At 39.8% G+C, this 18,800-nt stretch carries 20 protein-coding genes and 4 tRNA genes; 17 read left to right on the top strand and 7 right to left on the bottom strand.

Annotated features, from left to right (window positions below):
• Positions 1-88 precede the first annotated feature (88 nt).
• Entirely contained in the window at positions 89-2,287 is a 2,199-nt protein-coding gene (gene recQ / locus VIM94_RS05325) for a DNA helicase RecQ (protein ID WP_332038252.1), read from the top strand.
• Between the two features lie 74 nt (positions 2,288-2,361).
• Here recQ and VIM94_RS05330 read toward each other — a convergent pair whose 3' ends face one another.
• Together VIM94_RS05330 and VIM94_RS05335 are read right to left on the bottom strand one after the other, a co-directional pair.
• Positions 2,362-3,135 carry a hypothetical protein gene (locus VIM94_RS05330; RefSeq protein WP_332038253.1) on the bottom strand — a complete coding sequence of 258 codons (774 nt, stop codon included), beginning with the start codon at positions 3,133-3,135 and terminating at the stop codon, positions 2,362-2,364.
• Between the two features lie 35 nt (positions 3,136-3,170).
• Complete coding sequence (locus VIM94_RS05335) at positions 3,171-3,905, bottom strand: class I SAM-dependent methyltransferase (protein ID WP_332038254.1); 735 nt, start codon at positions 3,903-3,905, stop codon at positions 3,171-3,173.
• Between the two features lie 11 nt (positions 3,906-3,916).
• Between VIM94_RS05335 and VIM94_RS05340 the strand changes: the two genes are divergently transcribed.
• Positions 3,917-4,411, top strand: coding sequence for a YkgJ family cysteine cluster protein (locus tag VIM94_RS05340; RefSeq protein WP_332038255.1), 495 nt, complete (start codon positions 3,917-3,919; stop codon positions 4,409-4,411).
• Here VIM94_RS05340 and VIM94_RS13145 read toward each other — a convergent pair.
• Positions 4,408-4,653 carry a PLD nuclease N-terminal domain-containing protein gene (locus tag VIM94_RS13145; RefSeq protein WP_414707155.1) on the bottom strand — a complete coding sequence of 82 codons (246 nt, stop codon included), beginning with the start codon at positions 4,651-4,653 and terminating at the stop codon, positions 4,408-4,410. The genes VIM94_RS05340 and VIM94_RS13145 overlap by 4 nt on opposite strands.
• A 17-nt stretch (positions 4,654-4,670) precedes the next feature.
• Entirely contained in the window at positions 4,671-5,900 is a 1,230-nt protein-coding gene (locus VIM94_RS05345; protein ID WP_332038256.1) for a DUF1343 domain-containing protein, read from the bottom strand.
• A gap of 6 nt (positions 5,901-5,906) precedes the next feature.
• On the opposite strand from VIM94_RS05345, the gene VIM94_RS05350 reads away from it, so the two are divergent.
• Together VIM94_RS05350 and VIM94_RS05355 are read left to right on the top strand one after the other, a co-directional pair.
• Positions 5,907-7,139, top strand: coding sequence for an ABC transporter permease (locus VIM94_RS05350; protein WP_332038257.1), 1,233 nt, complete (start codon positions 5,907-5,909; stop codon positions 7,137-7,139).
• Between the two features lie 53 nt (positions 7,140-7,192).
• Entirely contained in the window at positions 7,193-8,173 is a 981-nt protein-coding gene (locus tag VIM94_RS05355) for a cysteine synthase family protein (protein WP_332038258.1), read from the top strand.
• Positions 8,174-8,176: 3 nt separating this feature from the next.
• Here the strand turns inward: VIM94_RS05355 and VIM94_RS05360 are convergent, their stop codons facing one another.
• The 3 genes from VIM94_RS05360 to VIM94_RS05370 are packed head-to-tail and all read right to left on the bottom strand — an operon-like array spanning position 8,177 to position 9,266.
• Entirely contained in the window at positions 8,177-8,524 is a 348-nt protein-coding gene (locus VIM94_RS05360) for a hypothetical protein (RefSeq protein ID WP_332038259.1), read from the bottom strand.
• Complete coding sequence (locus tag VIM94_RS05365; RefSeq protein ID WP_332038260.1) at positions 8,521-8,700, bottom strand: hypothetical protein; 180 nt, start codon at positions 8,698-8,700, stop codon at positions 8,521-8,523. The genes VIM94_RS05360 and VIM94_RS05365 overlap by 4 nt, the downstream gene beginning before the upstream one ends.
• Complete coding sequence (locus VIM94_RS05370; protein ID WP_332038261.1) at positions 8,700-9,266, bottom strand: hypothetical protein; 567 nt, start codon at positions 9,264-9,266, stop codon at positions 8,700-8,702. The genes VIM94_RS05365 and VIM94_RS05370 overlap by 1 nt, the downstream gene beginning before the upstream one ends.
• Positions 9,267-9,324: 58 nt before the next feature.
• Between VIM94_RS05370 and VIM94_RS05375 the strand changes: the two genes are divergently transcribed.
• The 13 genes from VIM94_RS05375 (at position 9,325) to VIM94_RS05435 (ending at position 18,692) form a co-directional block, all read left to right on the top strand.
• Entirely contained in the window at positions 9,325-10,029 is a 705-nt protein-coding gene (locus tag VIM94_RS05375; RefSeq protein ID WP_332038262.1) for an SGNH/GDSL hydrolase family protein, read from the top strand.
• 44 nt (positions 10,030-10,073) lie between these two features.
• Positions 10,074-11,354: a DUF2851 family protein gene (locus VIM94_RS05380; RefSeq protein WP_332038263.1), complete on the top strand. Its 1,281-nt coding sequence runs from the start codon at positions 10,074-10,076 to the stop codon at positions 11,352-11,354.
• 23 nt (positions 11,355-11,377) lie between these two features.
• Complete coding sequence (locus VIM94_RS05385; RefSeq protein ID WP_332038264.1) at positions 11,378-11,608, top strand: PspC domain-containing protein; 231 nt, start codon at positions 11,378-11,380, stop codon at positions 11,606-11,608.
• A gap of 135 nt (positions 11,609-11,743) precedes the next feature.
• Positions 11,744-13,822 (top strand): amino acid carrier protein, encoded by a 2,079-nt coding sequence (locus tag VIM94_RS05390; protein ID WP_332038265.1) that lies wholly within the window; start codon positions 11,744-11,746, stop codon positions 13,820-13,822.
• Between the two features lie 11 nt (positions 13,823-13,833).
• Positions 13,834-14,706: a helix-hairpin-helix domain-containing protein gene (locus VIM94_RS05395; protein ID WP_332038266.1), complete on the top strand. Its 873-nt coding sequence runs from the start codon at positions 13,834-13,836 to the stop codon at positions 14,704-14,706.
• Between the two features lie 90 nt (positions 14,707-14,796).
• Positions 14,797-15,966 (top strand): acyl-CoA dehydrogenase family protein, encoded by a 1,170-nt coding sequence (locus VIM94_RS05400; protein WP_332038267.1) that lies wholly within the window; start codon positions 14,797-14,799, stop codon positions 15,964-15,966.
• A gap of 97 nt (positions 15,967-16,063) precedes the next feature.
• The gene (rpsU, locus tag VIM94_RS05405; RefSeq protein ID WP_081211342.1) at positions 16,064-16,258 is read left to right on the top strand and encodes a 30S ribosomal protein S21; all 195 of its coding nucleotides are present in this window, start codon (positions 16,064-16,066) and stop codon (positions 16,256-16,258) included.
• Positions 16,259-16,413: 155 nt separating this feature from the next.
• Positions 16,414-17,304 carry a tyrosine-type recombinase/integrase gene (locus tag VIM94_RS05410; RefSeq protein WP_332038268.1) on the top strand — a complete coding sequence of 297 codons (891 nt, stop codon included), beginning with the start codon at positions 16,414-16,416 and terminating at the stop codon, positions 17,302-17,304.
• A 33-nt stretch (positions 17,305-17,337) separates the two neighbouring features.
• Positions 17,338-17,640, top strand: a complete 303-nt coding sequence (hpf, locus tag VIM94_RS05415; RefSeq protein WP_081211346.1) for a ribosome hibernation-promoting factor, HPF/YfiA family — start codon at positions 17,338-17,340, stop codon at positions 17,638-17,640.
• 103 nt (positions 17,641-17,743) lie between these two features.
• Positions 17,744-17,817 (top strand) — tRNA-Thr (locus VIM94_RS05420).
• A gap of 325 nt (positions 17,818-18,142) precedes the next feature.
• Positions 18,143-18,224 (top strand) — tRNA-Tyr (locus tag VIM94_RS05425).
• Between the two features lie 60 nt (positions 18,225-18,284).
• Positions 18,285-18,357: transfer RNA gene (locus VIM94_RS05430), tRNA-Gly, on the top strand.
• 263 nt (positions 18,358-18,620) lie between these two features.
• Positions 18,621-18,692 (top strand) — tRNA-Thr (locus VIM94_RS05435).
• The last annotated feature ends 108 nt before the right edge of the window (positions 18,693-18,800 follow it).

An 18,800-nucleotide genomic window follows, 5' to 3' on the forward strand; every position in this document is an offset into this window, starting at 1 on the left:
TTTCAAATTAGATAAAATTATGAATTGTGAGTCTAAAGAAATATGTATCTTTAATTTGCAAATGTATGTAAAATTGTAACACAATTGAATGAGTTTGAAGGAAATTGATTTACACCAACAGCTAAAGAAGTACTTTGGATTCAGCCAATTCAAAGGGCTTCAGGAAGAGGTGATTACCAGTATTGTTAAAGGTAACAATACCTTTGTAGTAATGCCTACCGGAGGAGGGAAATCCCTATGTTACCAACTCCCTGCGTTGATAGAAGAAGGAACGGCAATTGTGGTTTCGCCCCTTATCGCTTTAATGAAAAACCAGGTAGATGCCATCCGCGGAATTTCCTCGGAACATGGCGTTGCCCATGTTTTAAACTCCTCCCTGAACAAAACTGAAGTTAGGCAGGTAAAAGAAGATATCGCCAACGGGGTGACTAAATTATTATATGTCGCTCCGGAATCGCTTACTAAAGAAGACCATGTTGATTTTCTCAAAAAGCAGAAGATCTCCTTTATGGCCATAGATGAAGCTCACTGTATTAGTGAGTGGGGACACGATTTCAGACCGGAATACCGTAACCTCAGGCAGATAATTCAGCGAATAGGAGATGACATTCCTATAATTGCACTTACCGCCACTGCAACACCAAAGGTACAGGAGGACATTCTTAAAAACCTGGGTATCCCTGATGCCAAAGCTTTTAAAGCGAGTTTTAACAGGCCTAACCTGTATTATGAAGTAAGGCCGAAGACCAAAAATGTTAATTCTGATATCATTCGTTTTGTTAAACAAAATGAAGGCAAATCCGGGATTATTTATTGTTTAAGTCGAAAGAAGGTGGAAGAACTGGCCCAGACCCTTCAGGTAAATGGAATTAAGGCCGTGCCTTACCATGCCGGGCTGGATGCCAAAACCCGTTCCAGGCATCAGGATATGTTCCTTATGGAAGATATAGATGTGGTAGTGGCTACCATCGCTTTTGGAATGGGAATAGATAAACCCGATGTACGTTTTGTTATACACCACGACATTCCCAAGAGTATTGAAAGTTATTATCAGGAAACCGGGAGGGCCGGTCGTGACGGAGGAGAAGGGCATTGCCTGGCATTCTATTCTTATAAGGATATCGAGAAGCTTGAGAAATTTATGAGTGGGAAACCTGTAGCCGAACAGGAAATAGGGCATGCCCTGTTACAGGAGGTGGTAGCTTATGCTGAGACTTCGGTCTCCAGAAGAAAATTTATCCTTCATTATTTTGGGGAAGAATTTGATGGAGAAACCGGCGAAGGGGCTTCCATGGACGATAATGTTAGATATCCCAAGAAAAAACACGAGGCGAAGGAAGAGGTGGAACTTTTGCTTAAAACAGTGAAAGAGACCAAAGAATTATACAAGGCTAAAGAAGTAGTTAAAACTCTTATCGGCAAATCCAATGCGGTAATCTTATCGCATAAAACAAACGAAAATCCACTCTTCGGAAAGGGCAAAAGCCGTGACGGGAAATACTGGATGGCACTCATAAGGCAGGTATTGGTAGCAGGTTTTCTCAAGAAGGATATCGAAACATACGGAGTTATAAAACTAACCGATAAAGGCCGGGAATACCTCCAAAATCCTCAGTCTTTTATGATGACTGATGACCATATTTTTGATAAAACTACAGAAGGGGTTACTGTTAACGCTCAATCCAACGGGGGAGGGGTAGATAAAACCCTGGTTAAAATGCTCAAGGATCTTCGTAAGAAAGTCGCAAAGAAACTTGAAGTTCCGCCTTTTGTTGTATTTCAGGACCCTTCGATTGAGGATATGGCTTTGAAATATCCAGTCACCATGGAGGAGCTAAATAATATTTATGGGGTAGGTGAAGGCAAGGCTAAAAAGTACGGGAAGGAATTCGTAGCCCTCATCGGAAAGTATGTAGAGGAGAATGATATCATCAGGCCTGATGATCTGGTGGTAAAATCTACCGGCGCCAACTCGGCCCTTAAACTTTATATAATTCAAAATGTCGACAGGAAACTACCTCTAGATGATATAGCATCAGCTAAGGGTATGACAATGCCTGAATTTATTAAGGAGATGGAAGCCATAGTTTATAGCGGCACCAAACTTAATATCAATTACTGGGTAGATGATATCCTGGATGAAGATCAGCAGGAAGAATTACATGAGTACTTTATCGATGCTGAAACAGACAAAATTGATGCTGCGATAGAAGAATTTGAAGGAGAGTATGATGATGAAGAACTACGTCTCTATAGGATAAAATTTATTAGTGAGGTGGCAAATTAAAACCTGAGTTTCAGGATATAAAAAATGCGTAGTAGAATTTAAAAAATTCGGCTACGCATTTAATTTTTTTATACTTATTTCCCACCGTTATTCTGAAGATCAAAAATACATTGATCATCAAGACCGGGAACGTTCCCACCGTCGATTACATCAAGAATTCCGCTGCCAAATTCTATAGAAGCCTGCATCAGGCAACCTGAAACATTGCAATGCCCGGCATATTCCTCATCCTTATGATCTGATTGCGGTTCGGTGCCCAGGTCTACCAGTCCGAATAGATGTCCGAATTCGTGATTTAGGGTGGCAGCTTCAATATCGGCTTTCGATGGAGCCTTTGGGCGGTTCGCGAAATCTTTTATGGTTTCTCCGTAAATTACCATCGAAGTATTTCTGAACGCAGAGCCAAGGACAAAACGATTATCTTCATCTTTTTCGCTACTGCCATCGGCAAAGTAAATAAATACGGCAATTTCATCTCCAACATTATATAGGCTGCGAGTATCTTTTTCTATCGCAGCGATTTCTTCAATATCGAAAGGAGCTTTACCTGAAGATTGCACAGCTCTCATATTTATCTGAATTCCATCTGGTTTGTAAACTCTGTCCTGAAGGAAGTTTTCAAATTGTGCAATGGCTTCCGGGGATGGCCCATAACCTGTAACATAAGCGATTTCAATATTCATTGAGGTATATCGCTGGTCGCTAAGCAAATCATTGGCAGAATCTCCTAATCCTTGCAGGTTGGCAGTTTTATCTATTTTGTTTTCATCCTCATTGTTATCAGTTGTACAGGAAGACAAAACCAGAAACAGCGATAAAAATATTGCTAAATGATTTGTTTTAAGCATTTGACAGAATTTGAAAGTTTAGTAAAAATAGAAATTTAATATATTTTGGGCTTTAGTTCGGCCAAATAATCATAGTGTTCACCTTTTTTTATGAGTTTACAGCTGAAATTATTTTTTTGAGCTGCCAATTCCAGGGAATTAAAATCGATGTAAAGCCAATTGAACCAAGCCCCTCTTTCGTTTTTATAACTTAATTGAAACTGGATTTCACCGTAATAAGCATCTTCAGGATTAACCCAGATTCCGCCATCTTCATCACGTTCAAATAGGAAACTCAGGTCTGAGGAATCCAAAAGGATCTTTCCGTTTTCATTTAGCAGGTTTTTAGCCTGGGAAAAGAAAGTATCCAGGTTGGAGAGTTTACCAATAATTCCGCTGCCATTCATCAGCATCAAAATAGTATCAAACTTTTCATTTCTAAGGTCGAAGAAATCGATTTTACGGGGATCTTCCATACCCCGGAGACGGGCAATCTTTATGGCTCCTTCTGAAGTATCTATACCAGTAACCTTTAAATTCTTTTCGTTTTGAAGAAAGAGTCCGTGGCTTCCTGCGCCGCAGCCCACATCCAGGACACGCCCGGAAGATAACTGAAGTGCTTTTTGCTCCAGAGGAGGCATTTCTGAAAAACTTCTGAATAAATACGGTACAGGAATAACATCATTATCAAAATCGGGGGAATGCACGTAGATAGGCGTGTTGTCTTCATTATGAAAAAAAGCAGAGATCGCTTTTCCGAAGATATCTTTATCTGGAGTCTTGTTATTCATATCTTTGCAAAATGGAGGAAAATCTAAATAATCTCCCTGAGCGGGCCAAAGATAAGCATAAGGAAAATAAAAAATTCTTTTCCCGGCTTCGGAAAAAACCACCCAAAGACCTGGATTGGCAAATGCAGGAGCTTCACGAGGAAGAATTTTCCCGAACCAATTGTCTGGATTGCGCCAACTGCTGTAAAACTACGGGCCCACTATTCACCAACAAAGATATTGAGCGAATAAGTAAACATCTTAAACTCAAACCGCAGCAGTTTATCGAACAGTACCTTAGAATCGATGAGGATAATGATTATGTGCTTCAGGAAGTTCCTTGTGCTTTCCTTGCTCCCGATAATTATTGTATAATTTATGATGTGAGACCCAAAGCTTGCAGAGAATTTCCACATACCGACAGGAAAGATTTTCATAAGATCAGCAATCTCACCATAAAAAATACTGCCATTTGTCCTGCAGCATATAATATAGTGGAAGAGATGAAAAGGAGGATAAAAGTTTAGAATTGTTGCCTGTATTGTCTGATCTTTTTTCTAAGATGATTTACTTTCTTGTAGTTCTTAATTATCAGGAAGTAGAGGATAGGACCAAAGAATGGAAGAAAGATTATAATAAGAACCCAGATTAACCGATGCCGTCCCTTAAAGTTTTGCTTTAGCAAATGGGCAAAAGCCAAGGCAGGTAACACCAGAAGTGCCACCATTAAGGCAGAAAGCCAAAAGCCGGAAGTGTCTAATTCAATCATAGGGGAATTATCTCCCCTTAATATAGTAAATATTTTTCTCGTTTTTTAGAAAATTCTGCTAATCCCGGTTTCCATGACTGGCGAATCTCTGCAGCGCTTAGCCCTTTCTCGATTTGTTGTTGGAGTTTCTTAGTTCCTGCAAGTTTAGTGAAGAACCCATTGAAAAATTTTTCTTTATCTTCTGTGTTCTCATAAGCTTCTATAAGCCATTCCAGGTTAATTTCATCCAGTGCTTCGTGTTTGCTTAGATCACGACCATAACACTTCTCTCCAAGATGTTTTGGGTTTTTAGCACCATCCTTAGACTCCGGAGTATAGCTGTAATCGAAATAGGTTTGATCCAGATAAGGTGAGCCAAATACCTGGAATTGCTTGTCGGTACCGCGTCCGGCATTCACGTTAGTGCCCTCAAAAAAACAAAGACTTGGATATAGATTTATTGACTGGGCATTAGGGAGATTGGGTGATGGTTTCACCGGGAGTTCATAGGGCAGGGAATGATCGTAGTTTTCCATTTCCAACACTTCCAGCTTGCACTGGAGGCCATCCTTCAACCATTTTTCGCCATTAATCATTTTTGCATATTCTCCCATGGTTAAACCATGAACCGTAGGTATGGGATGCATGCCTACAAAACTTTTGTATTCCTTTTCCAGAATAGGACCGTCTATATAGTGCCCATTGGGGTTTGGACGGTCAAAAACGATGAGTTGAATATCATTCTCGGCACAGGCTTCCATTACATAATGCAACGAAGAGATATAAGTGTAAAACCGGGCTCCTACATCCTGTAGATCAAAGATAAGGATATCGAGACCTTTAAGTTGTTCGGATTTTGGTTTTTTGTTGTCGCCGTAAAGCGAGATCACCGGTAGTCCGGTTTCGGCATCTTTTCCGTCTTCAACTGCTTCACCGGCATCAGCCGTGCCACGAAAACCGTGCTCGGGAGCGAATACCTTTTTTAGATTAACATCCATTGAAAGCAGAGAGTCTACAAGATGGATATAACCAGTCCCTTTATTGATGCGGGAGCTTTGGTTGCCTACCAGACCAACAGTTTTTCCCTCAAGAAGCGGTAGGTAAGTTTCGGTACGATTAGCACCTACAATAATGTTTTTTGAATTCAATTCAGTAGGGTTCTGGTCTTCAGAAACCCTGAGCTTGTCTTTTTGCGAATTTGTGTTTCCACAGGAAACAAGTCCGATAAAAGCGAATAAAAATGTACTTTTGAATAACCTTTTAATCATCCTAATTTGAATTTCGAATTTTTCGTAGTTAAGCGCCTCATAGGTGCCAAAGGCCATAAAAGTAGTATATCTGCCCCAATAATAAAAATCGCGATAACTGCTATTGCTATTGGAGTTATTATGATGTTGGTGTCCTTTGCTACGGGATTGGGGCTGCAGGAGAAGATAAGGGATAAGATCGCGGCATTTAACGGGCATATCAATATTTCCAGTTATGATAATAACAGCTCCCAGGTCTCCCTGGCTCCAATTTCCCGAAACCAGGATTTTTATCCTGAATTCAAGAGCGTAGACGGAATTGAGCACGTTCAGGCTGTGGCCACAAAAGCCGGGATAATAAGAACCGAAACAGATTTTGAAGGAGTCCTCGTAAAAGGTTTAGGAGAAGATTATAAGTGGGAAAATTTTGAGGAATTTATTACAGTCGGTGAAATTCCTGAATTTACAGGAAAACTTAATGATGAGGTGATGATCTCGGCCTATCTTTCTAACAGGTTAGGATTGGAGGTTGGGGATAAAGTGCCTACTTATTTTTTAAGAGAAGAAAGTGACCGGCCACTGCTTAGGGCTTTTGTGATTACCGGAATTTACAATTCGGGCTTCCAGGAATTCGATGAGTTGTACATGCTGGCAGATATACGGCATATTCAACGTATCAATCGCTGGGAAGAAGATGAAGTAGGGAGCTTTGAAGTTTTTATAAGCGATTTCGGGAAGTTAGATCAAAAAGGTCAGGAGGTTTATGAAAACACCGGTTCGTTTCTTGATGCGCAAACTATTAATCAGAAATATTATTCCATTTTTGAATGGCTGGAGCTTTTTGATTTTAATATTGCACTTATTATTGGAATAATGATTCTGGTAGCGGGAATAAATATGATCACCGCTTTGCTGGTTCTTATCCTTGAGCGTACCCAGATGATTGGTATACTCAAGGCTTTGGGCAGCGGGGATTGGAGCATAAGAAAGATATTTTTGTATAACGCCGGCTATTTGATACTGCTTGGTTTATTCTGGGGAAATCTTATAGGAATAGGCTTGTTGTTGATTCAGAAATACTTAAAATTATTTCCCTTAAACCCGGACACCTATTATGTCACTGAAGTTCCGGTGTATATAAACTGGGATTATATCCTCGCGGTAAACCTGGGCACTTTGTTATTGTGTATGCTCATGTTGTTGATCCCTTCGGTGATCATTTCAAAAATATCCCCCGCAAAGTCTATAAAATTTGAGTAAAGCCCGGAAAGGTAATCCGACTATTAAGATGAGTTAAATTTGTAAAATTATATATGGAGTACGCAGAAAATATTTTAGGAACTATTGGGAACACCCCATTGGTGAAAATGAATAAAATCACAAAAGATATAGATGCCCTGGTTCTGGCTAAATACGAGACCTTTAATCCCGGTAATTCTGTCAAAGACAGAATGGCGGTGAAAATGATAGAAGAGGCAGAAAAATCGGGAAAACTCAAACCGGGCGGAACCATAATTGAAGGCACCTCTGGAAATACGGGAATGGGCCTTGCTCTGGCAGCTATCGTGAAAGGTTACAAGATGGTTTGTGTAATTTCAGATAAACAAAGCAAGGAAAAAATTGATATTCTTAAGGCTGTTGGTAGTGAAGTGATAGTTTGTCCTACCGATGTGGCGCCAGAAGATCCCAGGTCTTATTATTCTACGTCAAAAAGATTATCTGAAGAAACGCCTAATTCATGGTATGTGAATCAATATGATAATCTGGCCAATAGCCAGGCACATTATGAAACCACAGGTCCTGAGATTTGGCGACAAACCGATGGGAAAGTCACCCATTTTGTGGTTGGAGTCGGAACCGGTGGGACTATTTCCGGAGTAGGGAAATATCTAAAAGAGCAAAACCCCAATATTAAAGTTTGGGGAATCGATACTTATGGTTCGGTGTTTAAAAAATATCATGAAACCGGAATTTTTGATAAAAACGAGATTTACCCATACGTCACCGAAGGAATTGGGGAGGATATCCTGCCTAAAAATGTAGATTTTAGCGTAATAGACGGTTTTACTAAGGTAACCGATAAAGATGCGGCGGTATATACCAGAAAGCTGGCCAAGGAAGAAGGTTTTTTTCTGGGTAATTCAGCGGGAGCGGCAGCAAAAGGACTACTTCAGCTGAAAGATCATTTTTCCAAAGACGATGTAGTGGTGGTTTTATTTCACGATCACGGAAGCAGATATGTGGGGAAAATGTATAATGATGAGTGGATGAAAGAGATGGGCTACCTGGATTAATTTTCAGGATATCTTCTGAAGAAAATAAAAAAGAAGACTGCCTGAAAGGTACATCAAAACATCTACAGGATCGGAGGTGTAGCGTTCATGTAGAGGTGGTAAGATCACTTCAAAATAAATGCTGTAGAGCACGAAAAGTGAAAATATACTAAAGGCCGGAAGCCGAAGGTTCCGGTCTTTTTTTATGAATTGCACACAAAAAAGACAGATAGCTAGAACAATAGGCATACAAAGGAAGTCGGCCAGGTAAAACCTCAATATTGGTGGTACCTGAAAATCCAAAGAGAGGGCTAGCTGCAGTGCTGCGAAAATTCCAAGAAAATGGAAGAAACTTAGCTTTATAGTTTTCATAATAATAACAGGGAAGCCAGAAATGCGAGGATGCCACCGATGACCATTACCGTAATCCATACCGAATAACCAATTCTACCCACAAATTCCCTGAATGATGATTCTTTTTTAGATTCTTCATCCTTATTTTCTTCTTTATGGGTTCGAGGTTTTATATTTTGATCATCCTTCTCCATTACTTTTTCTCCCATCCCCAAGGTGTCCCCGGGTTTTCAACCGGCTGGCTTAAATCAAACTCAACAGAGAAATCGGTATTAGCGCCTATACGTTTCAGGTTGTAGGTGAAGCTTTCTTTGTCTAAACCAATAAACCAGACGTTAGTGGCCGCAGCCGGGAGTAAATCTGCGGTTTCAGCATCGGCGGGGAAGACTTGCAGATCAGCAAGCCCTGTGTTTGTAGCCAGCCCACCATACTGAGTGATCTTGTCTTCTGAACCATCCCGGTTACGGTGGTCGTGTTTCAATTTAATCCTGTTATCCTTGAAAGTGAGTACCCAGGTACGGGATTTATCGTCTCCTACAAAGAAAGGGATTTTGATTATGTTTTCATCGCAGGATCTCACGTGCATGATGAGCTTCCTACCTGCGTAATCCTCTCCGGGATTGTCACTGGTGATTGTTCCCTGATAGGCTTCCCCGCAGTGGCCCTGTAATTGTGTCCAGAATTTTTCTGCCGGGCTTTGCTGAGCATGCAAGAAGGAGAAGCTCAGAAATAAAAATAGAGAGAAGAAGATCTTTTGCATACTTAAAAGTTTTGAGTTATTGCAAAATACAGTATTTTCAGACTTAAAATATTTTTAGATGAAAAAAATACTACTAATTCTAGTAAGCGCTATAATACTTACTAGTTGCGGAAGCCTTGTCGGTGTAATTCAGGAAGATGTAGAGGGTGATTATGAGATGGATTACAGTTATTTAGCACTGGGAGATTCTTACACCATAGGCGAAGGTGTGGCTGATGCAGAGCGATGGCCGGTACAACTAGCTGCAAATTTCAGGGATAGGGGGTATAAAGTTGCACCTCCAAAGATTATCGCCGAAACCGGTTGGACCAGCAGAAACCTTTTTAAGGCTATGGAGAAGGAATTAAACTATACCCGGAAATTTGATTTGGTTTCAATCCTCATCGGGGTGAATGATCAATACCAGGGAAAGACTTTAAGGGAATATGAAGAAGACCTGCGGCAAGTATTTAGAATGGCGCTTAATTATTCAAAAACCCGGGAACGTGGGGTCTTTGCCTTTAGTATTCCAGATTATGGGGTAACTCCTTTTGCTGGGGATAATTCAGAAGAAATCTCAGCTGAAATAGCCGAATTCAATGAGGTCTTCAGAAGAGTTGCTGAAGAATATGGGGTAGATTTTTACAATATCACTCCGATTTCCCGTGAAGCAGGCCGTGATCTCGGGCTTCTGGTAAGAGATGGGCTTCATCCCAGCGGCACGATGTATCGTTACTGGGTGGAGGAATTTATAGATGAAATCACCCAAAAACTGCCAAACTAAGATAGAGATTTTTAAAGGGGAAGGGAGTTTTCTAATTTTAATAAATGCAAGAAGACTTTCTCCATTACCTCTGGAAACATAAAAAATTTGATTTCACCCGGGCCCGAACTTCAGATGGTCAAACCGTCGTTTTGGTTGATCCCGGGATGCATAACTATAATGCGGGCCCCGATTTTTTTAATGCACGAATACGTATCGGGGGGCAACTGTGGGCGGGAAATGTCGAAATTCATCTAAGAGCTTCAGATTGGTACTTCCACCGGCATGAGGCCGATAGAAATTATGATAATGTAATACTACACGTGGTTTGGGAGGATGACATTGAGGTTTACAGAAAGAATAATTCTATAATTCCAAGTCTGGCTTTAAGTGGATTGGTAGACAAAATTCTGCTGGACCAATACCGCAATCTAGTAACTGTCAGGGAGAAATGGATCAATTGCGAAAACAACTTTCCAGATATAGATGAATTTAGGTTGCGGCACTGGCTGGAACGGGTTTATTTTGAGAGGCTTGAAAATAAATCGGAGTTGATTTTGCAGATGCTAAAAGCTTCCGAAAACAATTGGGAAGCGGTTTTATTTAAACTGCTTTCAAAAAATTTCGGGCTAAACGTTAACGGGGATGCTTTTCTGAGCTTTGCCCAAAGTTTTGATTTTCCTCTCGTACAAAGATGTGCTTCGGACAGGTTGAAGCTGGAGGCTTTGTTCTTTGGGCAGGCCGGTTTGCTTGAGAGAGCTTCTTCAGAAAATTATTTCAGAAATCTCCAGAAGGAATATGAGTTCCTAAGACATAAGTACCAACTTAAAAACGAGCAGGTTGTTCGTCCTAAATTTTTCAGATTAAGGCCCGATAATTTCCCTAATATACGCCTCTCTCAGCTGGCTTCGTTGTATTACCGGCATAAGAACCTGTTTTCTGAGCTTATCAGGGCGAAGGAACTCAATTCTATTTCAGAGATATTTAATGTGGAAACTTCAAAATTCTGGCAAACTCATTATAGTTTTGATAAAGCCCATAAAAACCGGACAAAAAGGATTACAAGTAGTTTTGTCAACCTCATTGTGATCAATACAATTGTGCCTCTTAAATTTTGTTATAACCGCGCAACAGGAGAGGAACCTGAAGAAGATATACTAAACATACTAACCGATATAAAAGCCGAAAGCAATAGTGTTATTGATAAATTTAATCTGTTGAGATCCGGGACGGCAACCAATGCCCTGGATTCACAGGCTGTGCTACAGCTCAAAAATGATTATTGCGATAAGAACAAATGTTTGAGTTGTGAAATTGGAGTAGACTTATTAAAGACTGTGAATTAATTGGGAAAGTTTATCTTTGCCTTATGCGCAGCTTAATTCACAACATAAGATATTTTTTTGAGAGACGTGGATTTTATGTTTCTTCCCGTCTTGCCGATAAAATCGGAATGCGGGCAAAGAGTGTGCGACTATTCTTCATCTATGCATCTTTTTTCACCTTGGGAATTGGATTTGTAGTATATCTAACTCTGGCATTTTGGTTAAAGCTTAAAGATCTGGTGTACACAAAACGTTCTTCTGTATTCGACCTATAATTTAGTTTTGAAATTGGGAGGATATTTATTTTTAACAGTTCTTTTAGAATTTAACTCCTAAAAATTTGAAAAAGGCTATTTTTTTAGCATCTTGCTTCGCTGAAAAATAAAATGCTTAATTAACTAATAAATTATATGGGAAAGTATATACTTTCATTGTTCTTTTTATTTTCATTTGTAGCAATAAACGCTCAGGAACTTGAAGTCGAGGCCAAATTAGGGAATCCTTCAAATGTAATTAATAATGGTTTTATAGATTTAGATGTAAGTGGGGGCGCACCTCCTTATACCTATAAGTGGTCTAACCAGGGAACCTCCTTAGACTCCGAGAGAGCTGAGAACCTCACCGAAGGGATTCCTTACAACGTAGTAATTACCGATAGTGAAGGCAACTCTACCACCCGTTCTTATGAGGTTAAGGCTGAGGCCATAACTGAACATTTTAATGGCACTTTTGTTCCTGTAGTAGAAAGTATGACCGCCATCCTTTTCTGGGATCCGTTTTCCGCCATTGGAGTGTATGATCCAATAGCTTATGCCGATATAAAAAATGTGCCTACTCCAGGCTGGGAAGCCGGGATAGAAGAGCGTTTTGTTCTTAAAGAATGGACTGTAGAAGAAGGGCAGCATGTAGAAGAGGGTGATCTTATAGCAATTATAACCTCAGGGAAAGGAGCCGATATAGACGCCTACGCCAATGCTACCGGTACGCTTCAATACAAAGTACAGGAGGGCGGGGTTATTTATGATTATGAGAATACAGAGGATGTTATCCAGACAGGAGCACATTTTCTTGCAAGTATAGAATATGACGAGCCTGAAATGATAACCCATCCTAATGGAGATCCTCAAACCCACAATATTCCATTTATAGTAATCTGGTTGATATTTGGTGCAGCATTTTTTACCGTAAGAATGGGCTTTATCAATTTCAGGGGATTCAAGCACTCGTTAGACCTTGCTAAAGGGAAATACGACGATCCTAATGCTCCAGGGAGTATTACACACTTCCAGGCCCTTACCACCGCAGTTTCAGCAACCGTAGGTTTAGGAAATATTGCCGGGGTAGCCGTGGCAGTATCACTGGGTGGTGCCGGAGCTACTTTCTGGATGATCGTTGCCGGTATTTTAGGTATGTCTTCCAAATTTGTGGAATGTACCTTAGGGGTAAAATACAGATTTATTAACTCTGAGGGCCGAATCTTCGGAGGGCCGATGAATTACCTGCGCTATGGCTTAGAAAAGAGAAATATGCGCGGACTCGGAAAGTTCCTTGCAGCATTTTTCGCAATTCTTGGTATTGGCGCCTCTTTTGGAGGAGGAAATATGTTTCAGGCAAACCAGTCTTTCGAGATCCTTTCGGGACAATTCCCAATGTTAGTTGGTAACGGATTCTGGTTCGGATTAGTGATCGCTATACTTGTTGGGATTGTAATTATTGGCGGTATACAAAGTATTGCTAAAGTAACCGGGAAGGTAGTTCCTTTTATGGCCGGTGTATATATTTTGGGTGCACTAACAGTTATCTTTATAAATTATGAAAATATAGGGCCGGCTTTTGCAGCAATTTACAACGGCGCTTTTAATCCAACAGCCTTAAAAGGTGGAATTATTGGAGTGCTGGTAGTAGGATTCCAGAGGGCTGCGTTTTCTAACGAGGCCGGGGTAGGATCTGCTGCGATTGCTCACTCTGCGGCAAAAACCAATCATCCGCCATCTGAAGGTTTTGTAGCTTTGCTTGAGCCTTTTATAGATACCGTTGTGGTATGTACCTTAACAGCTTTAGTTCTCATCTTTACCGGAATGCACGAGATAGAAGGTGTAGGAGGAGTACAATTAACTTCTGATGCTTTCGCCAGTGTAATTTCCTGGTTCCCTTATGTACTAGCCCTGGCGGTATTCCTTTTCGCTTTTTCAACAATGATCTCCTGGTCTTACTACGGAATGCGTTCCTGGACTTACCTTTTTGGAAAAAGTAAAAAGACTGAATTGGTGTATAAAATACTTTTCCTTGTATTTGTAGTAGTGGGAGCATCCATTAGTTTAGGTGCTGTGCTTGACTTCTCAGATATGATGATACTTGCTATGTCTTTTCCTAATATTATCGGGCTTTATATAATGTCTGGTGAAGTGCGGGAAGACCTTAGAGAATATTTTCGTAAATTAAAGGCTGGCGAACTGTTTAAAAAACAACAGGAAGCTAAAGCGAGCTAATTTAATTTATAATGAAAGGTTTAAGATCCCATTTTGTTTTTTCGAGAAAGCAACAAAATGGGATCTTTCTTTTGGTATTCATCGTTTTAGTGCTGCAGGGAGTTCTTTATTTTATGGATTCCGGTACCGGTAATGCCTTCTCTGCGGAAGATGAGGAAATAGAAAGGTTTCAGCGACAAATAGATTCCATTAGGGCTGCAAAGGCAGCTGCCGATACCCTGAAGATATTTCCGTTTAATCCAAATTATATTACAGATTACAGGGGCTACACCCTTGGGATGAGCCTGGAAGAAATAGATAGACTTCATAAATACCGGGCCGGGGATAAATGGATTAATTCTACAGAAGAATTCCAGGAAGTAACCCTGGTTTCAGATTCTATGCTGAAGCTTATTTCCCCTTATTTTAAATTTCCCGAATGGGTGACCAACCCCAGACCCTCCAAATATCAAAAACCTGATGTGGTTAACCGAAGCTTTTCGGAAAAAAGCGATTTAAACACAGCTACTGCAGAAGAACTTCGGCAAATTAATGGAGTAGGCGAAGTGCTTTCCACAAGAATTATAGCCTACAGGAATAAAATTGGAGGTTTTCTAAGTGACATTCAGCTCAAGGATATTTATGGGCTGGATTATGAAACCAGGGAAAAGATCTTTGCACGATTCACTGTAAAAAGCAAACCTTCAATAGTAATCTTGGATATTAATGAAGCCGCCTTACTGGAATTAAGTGAAGTTCCATATATTGGATATGAGCTGGCACGGGAAATTATTGATTACAGATTGATACACGAGAAAATTAATGATTTCCAGGAATTATCAAAATTAGAAAGATTTCCGGGGGATAAGATTGATAGGATTCAATTATATTTGAGCGTTGATTAAGATTTCGGGATCTTTAAAAATCAAAATTTTTTAAAAGAATTAAATTTAAAAGGGGGAATTTTAGCTACCCCTAAAACCTATTATTAGCGCATGAACAGTATGTATTTTACAGAAGAACACGAACTATTCAGAAAGAGTTTTAAGGATTTCCTGCAAAAGGAAGTGGTGCCTCATATAGATAAATGGGAAAAAACAGGAGAGATCGAGCGTTTTGTCTGGGAGAAATTTGGAGAAATGGGATATTTTGGTCTTAATCAACCCGAGGAGTACGGTGGTATGGGACTGGATCTTTTTTACACCGTTATTTTTCTTGAAGAACTTCAGAAGATAAATTCCGGTGGGTTTGCCGCTGCGATGTGGGCTCATGCCTACCTGGCGATGACTCACGTTAAGACAGAGGCTAGCGAGGAGATCAAGAAAAAATATCTCATCCCAAGTATAGATGGTAAGAAAATAGGCTGTTTATGTATCACTGAACCATTTGGAGGATCAGATGTTGCAGGGATGCGAAGTACTGCCGTTAAAAAGGGAGATAAATATATTTTAAACGGGTCCAAGACCTTTATCACTAACGGAGTCTATTCAGACTACCTTGTGGTTGCTGCTAAAACCGATCCTGGAAAGGGAAATAAGGGAATGAGCATCTTTATGGTTGATCGCGATACTCCAGGGATATCCAGTTCAAAATTGGATAAGCTTGGCTGGAGAGCTTCAGATACCGCGGAAATTGCTTTTGACGATGTTGAGATTCCGGCCGATCATTTGATGGGAGAGGAGAATAAGGGCTTTTCATACATTATGCAACATTTTGCAATGGAACGATTAATCATGGGGATAAACGCCCATGCACGGGCCGAATATGCCCTGGATTATACCCTGGAATATATGGCTGAAAGGGAAGCCTTTGGAAAGACCATTGATAAATTCCAGGCTTTGAGACATAAAGTTGCTGATATGGCCAGTGAAGTTGAAATGTGTCGGGAGTTTAATTATTCGGTTACCAAAAGAATGCAGGCCGGGGAATATGTAGTGAAAGAAGCGAGTATGTCTAAACTGCTTTCCACCAAAATAGCAGATGAGGTAATTTATGACTGTTTACAGATGCTGGGTGGTTATGGATATATGGAAGATTACCCACTTGCAAGAATGTTGCGCGATAGTCGCCTGGGGCCTATTGGTGGTGGAACTTCTGAAATTTTGAGAGAAATAATCGCTAAGATGATCATCGATAAAAAGGAATACAAACCTGCGGCAAATTAATTTTTTTGCATTGCAGGAAATAATTTGAATAATAATTGTGGGTTTGTATAATTGAATTATATTTGCAGCCTAATTTTTAATGAAAGGAGGTGACACTATGTTAATAATACCAGTAAAAGACGGAGAAAATATTGATAGAGCGCTGAAGCGTTTTAAGAGAAAATTCGATAAAACGGGAACGATGCGTCAGTTGAGAAGTCGTCAACATTTCACAAAGCCGTCAGTAGAACGTAGGGCTCAAATCCAAAAAGCAGAATACATTCAGCATTTAAGGGATCAGGAAGATATTTAGATCCTTAGTCATTTCCGTGAAGACGGAAATCTTATTGCAGAAAGTTTCTCTTACAGAGATTTAAAATTAAATCCAGGATAGCCTTGCTTCTTGGTATTGCAATATAACTGTTGGTAAACTAAAGTTTTATAACTTTGTTTTCCAACAGTTTTTTTATGTCCTTTTCCCAGTTTCTGGATTACCTGCAATTAGAGAAGAATTACTCTGCGCATACCCTTACCGCCTATAAGGCGGATCTTTCTGCGTTTCTTGTTTTTTTAAAAGAAGATTTAGATACTGAAGAGCTGGCGGAAGTGAGCTATCCACAAATAAGAGCCTGGATCGTTAGCCTGGTGGAGGCGGGGATCTCTAACCGAAGTGTTAACCGGAAAGTTTCATCTTTAAAAGCTTATTATCGCTTTCTTCAAAAAACCGGCCAACTGGAAATTTCTCCCCTCGCTAAGCATACAGCCTTAAAAACTTCTGTAAAGGTACAGGTGCCCTTTTCTGAAAAAGAGGTAATGCAGGTGCTGGATACTTTTGAGACCAATACCTTCGAGGGAGTAAGAGATAAGCTAATTGTTGAATTGTTTTATACCACCGGACTTCGACGCATTGAACTTATTAATGTTAAAACCGGAGATATTGATGAGGGGAATAGAGTTATTAAGGTTTTAGGAAAGCGTAACAAGGAAAGGTATATCCCGTTACTGACATCGGTTTGTGAGTCTGTTAAGGCTTATAGGTGTGCCAGGAGGGCTTTGAAGACAGATGCAGGTGACAAGCATTTTTTTGTTTCTGAAACCGGAGTTAAATTATCTGAAAGTTTTGTTTATAGGATTATTAATAATTACTTTAGTAAGGTGTCGGGAAAGCTAAAAACCAGTCCGCATATACTAAGACATAGCTTCGCCACGCATTTATTGAACCAGGGAGCTAACCTCAATGCAGTAAAAGAGTTGCTGGGCCATTCGAGCCTTGCTTCAACTCAGGTGTACACTCACAACAGCATTGCTGAATTAAGCAAAGCCCATAAAATGGCTCATCCCAGGAGTAAGAAAGACTAATTCAATTATTGTTTAATTAAACTCTTCAACAAGATGAAAGTAAACGTGCAGTCTGTAAATTTCAATGCTGACCAGAAGCTCATTGATTTTATTCAAAGGAAATTAGATAAACTAGATAACTATTTTGATAAGATAATTTATGCTGATGTATTTCTGAAAACAGAAAACTCCAGTGATAAAACTAACAAAACCACAGAAATTTTACTGAGTATTCCCGGGGGAGAACTCATAGTTAAAAAGACTTGTAAAAAATTTGAAGAATGTGTAGATGAATGTGTTGGATCCTTACAGCGGCAATTAATTAAGCGCAAGGAAAAAATGAATGCTCACGTTTAGATGATTTTTTTTCGCAGATTTGTTTTGTGAAAGGAATAATTTATTTACATTTGCAGTCCGTTAGAAATAGCGGACTTTTTTATGTGAAAAAGTAGGCTTAGAGGCCGATGTAGCTCAGCTGGCTAGAGCAGCTGATTTGTAATCAGCAGGTCGTGGGTTCGAGTCCCTCCATCGGCTCTTGAAAATGTGAATTGCTTTGGATAGAAAATCATTTTGTTGATTTTCATTTAATCGGGACGAGAAGTTTATCCTGAGCGATAGTCGAAGGGAGTCCCTCCATCGGCTCTTGAAATTTTGAATAGCAAAGAAAGTCATTCTGAATGAAAAAATATCAGGATTTAAGATTCTGAATTTGAGAGGGCTGAAAATTGTTTGTAAGATTTTTGAAAAAATGCTTTGGATGCTGCTGTAAAATTCATTTAATTTGCAGCCGTTTTAAAAGACATCATAAAGCTTAGCCAGGAGTGGTTATGGTTCTATGAAATAGTGAAAATTTTGTTTTGGGGAGATACTCAAGCGGCCAACGAGGGCAGACTGTAAATCTGCTGTTTTTAACTTCGCAGGTTCGAATCCTGCTCTCCCCACAAATTGATTCAAGGTTTAGAATTCTGGATTAAAAATTAATTTTGAATTTTGAATTTAAGGCGGGAGTAGCTCAGTTGGTAGAGCGTCAGCCTTCCAAGCTGAATGTCGCCGGTTCGAACCCGGTCTCCCGCTCTAAGTCTTTCTGAAGAAGACGATGTTTGATTTTAATTGAATGTTGTTGAAAACAGAGATTAAGGTGAGAAGCCTGTCCTGAATGAGCTTTTGAAGTGAGTCAAAGGATTTAGGTTTTTTTTGCTGGAATGTTTTGGCAACGGGTACTATTAAAAAAGTGTCTTAGCTGAAATGGGAACGAAAATTTTTAAATCCGTAAGCCTTAAGCTGGCTTATGGTATTTTTTGTTTTCTTAAAAAATAGGGGGTGATGCTTCCTTAATAGCCGACGTAGCTCAGGGGTAGAGCGTTTCCTTGGTAAGGAAGAGGTCACGAGTTCAATTCTCGTCGTTGGCTCTAGATTTTGTATAAAATTGAACACTAATATATAACTAAGATTAAATAAGTATTAATTATGGCAAAGGAAACTTACGATCGGTCCAAGCCGCACCTTAATATAGGTAC

Source organism: Salegentibacter sp. (genome assembly GCF_036568425.1).
Lineage (GTDB): Bacteria > Bacteroidota > Bacteroidia > Flavobacteriales > Flavobacteriaceae > Salegentibacter.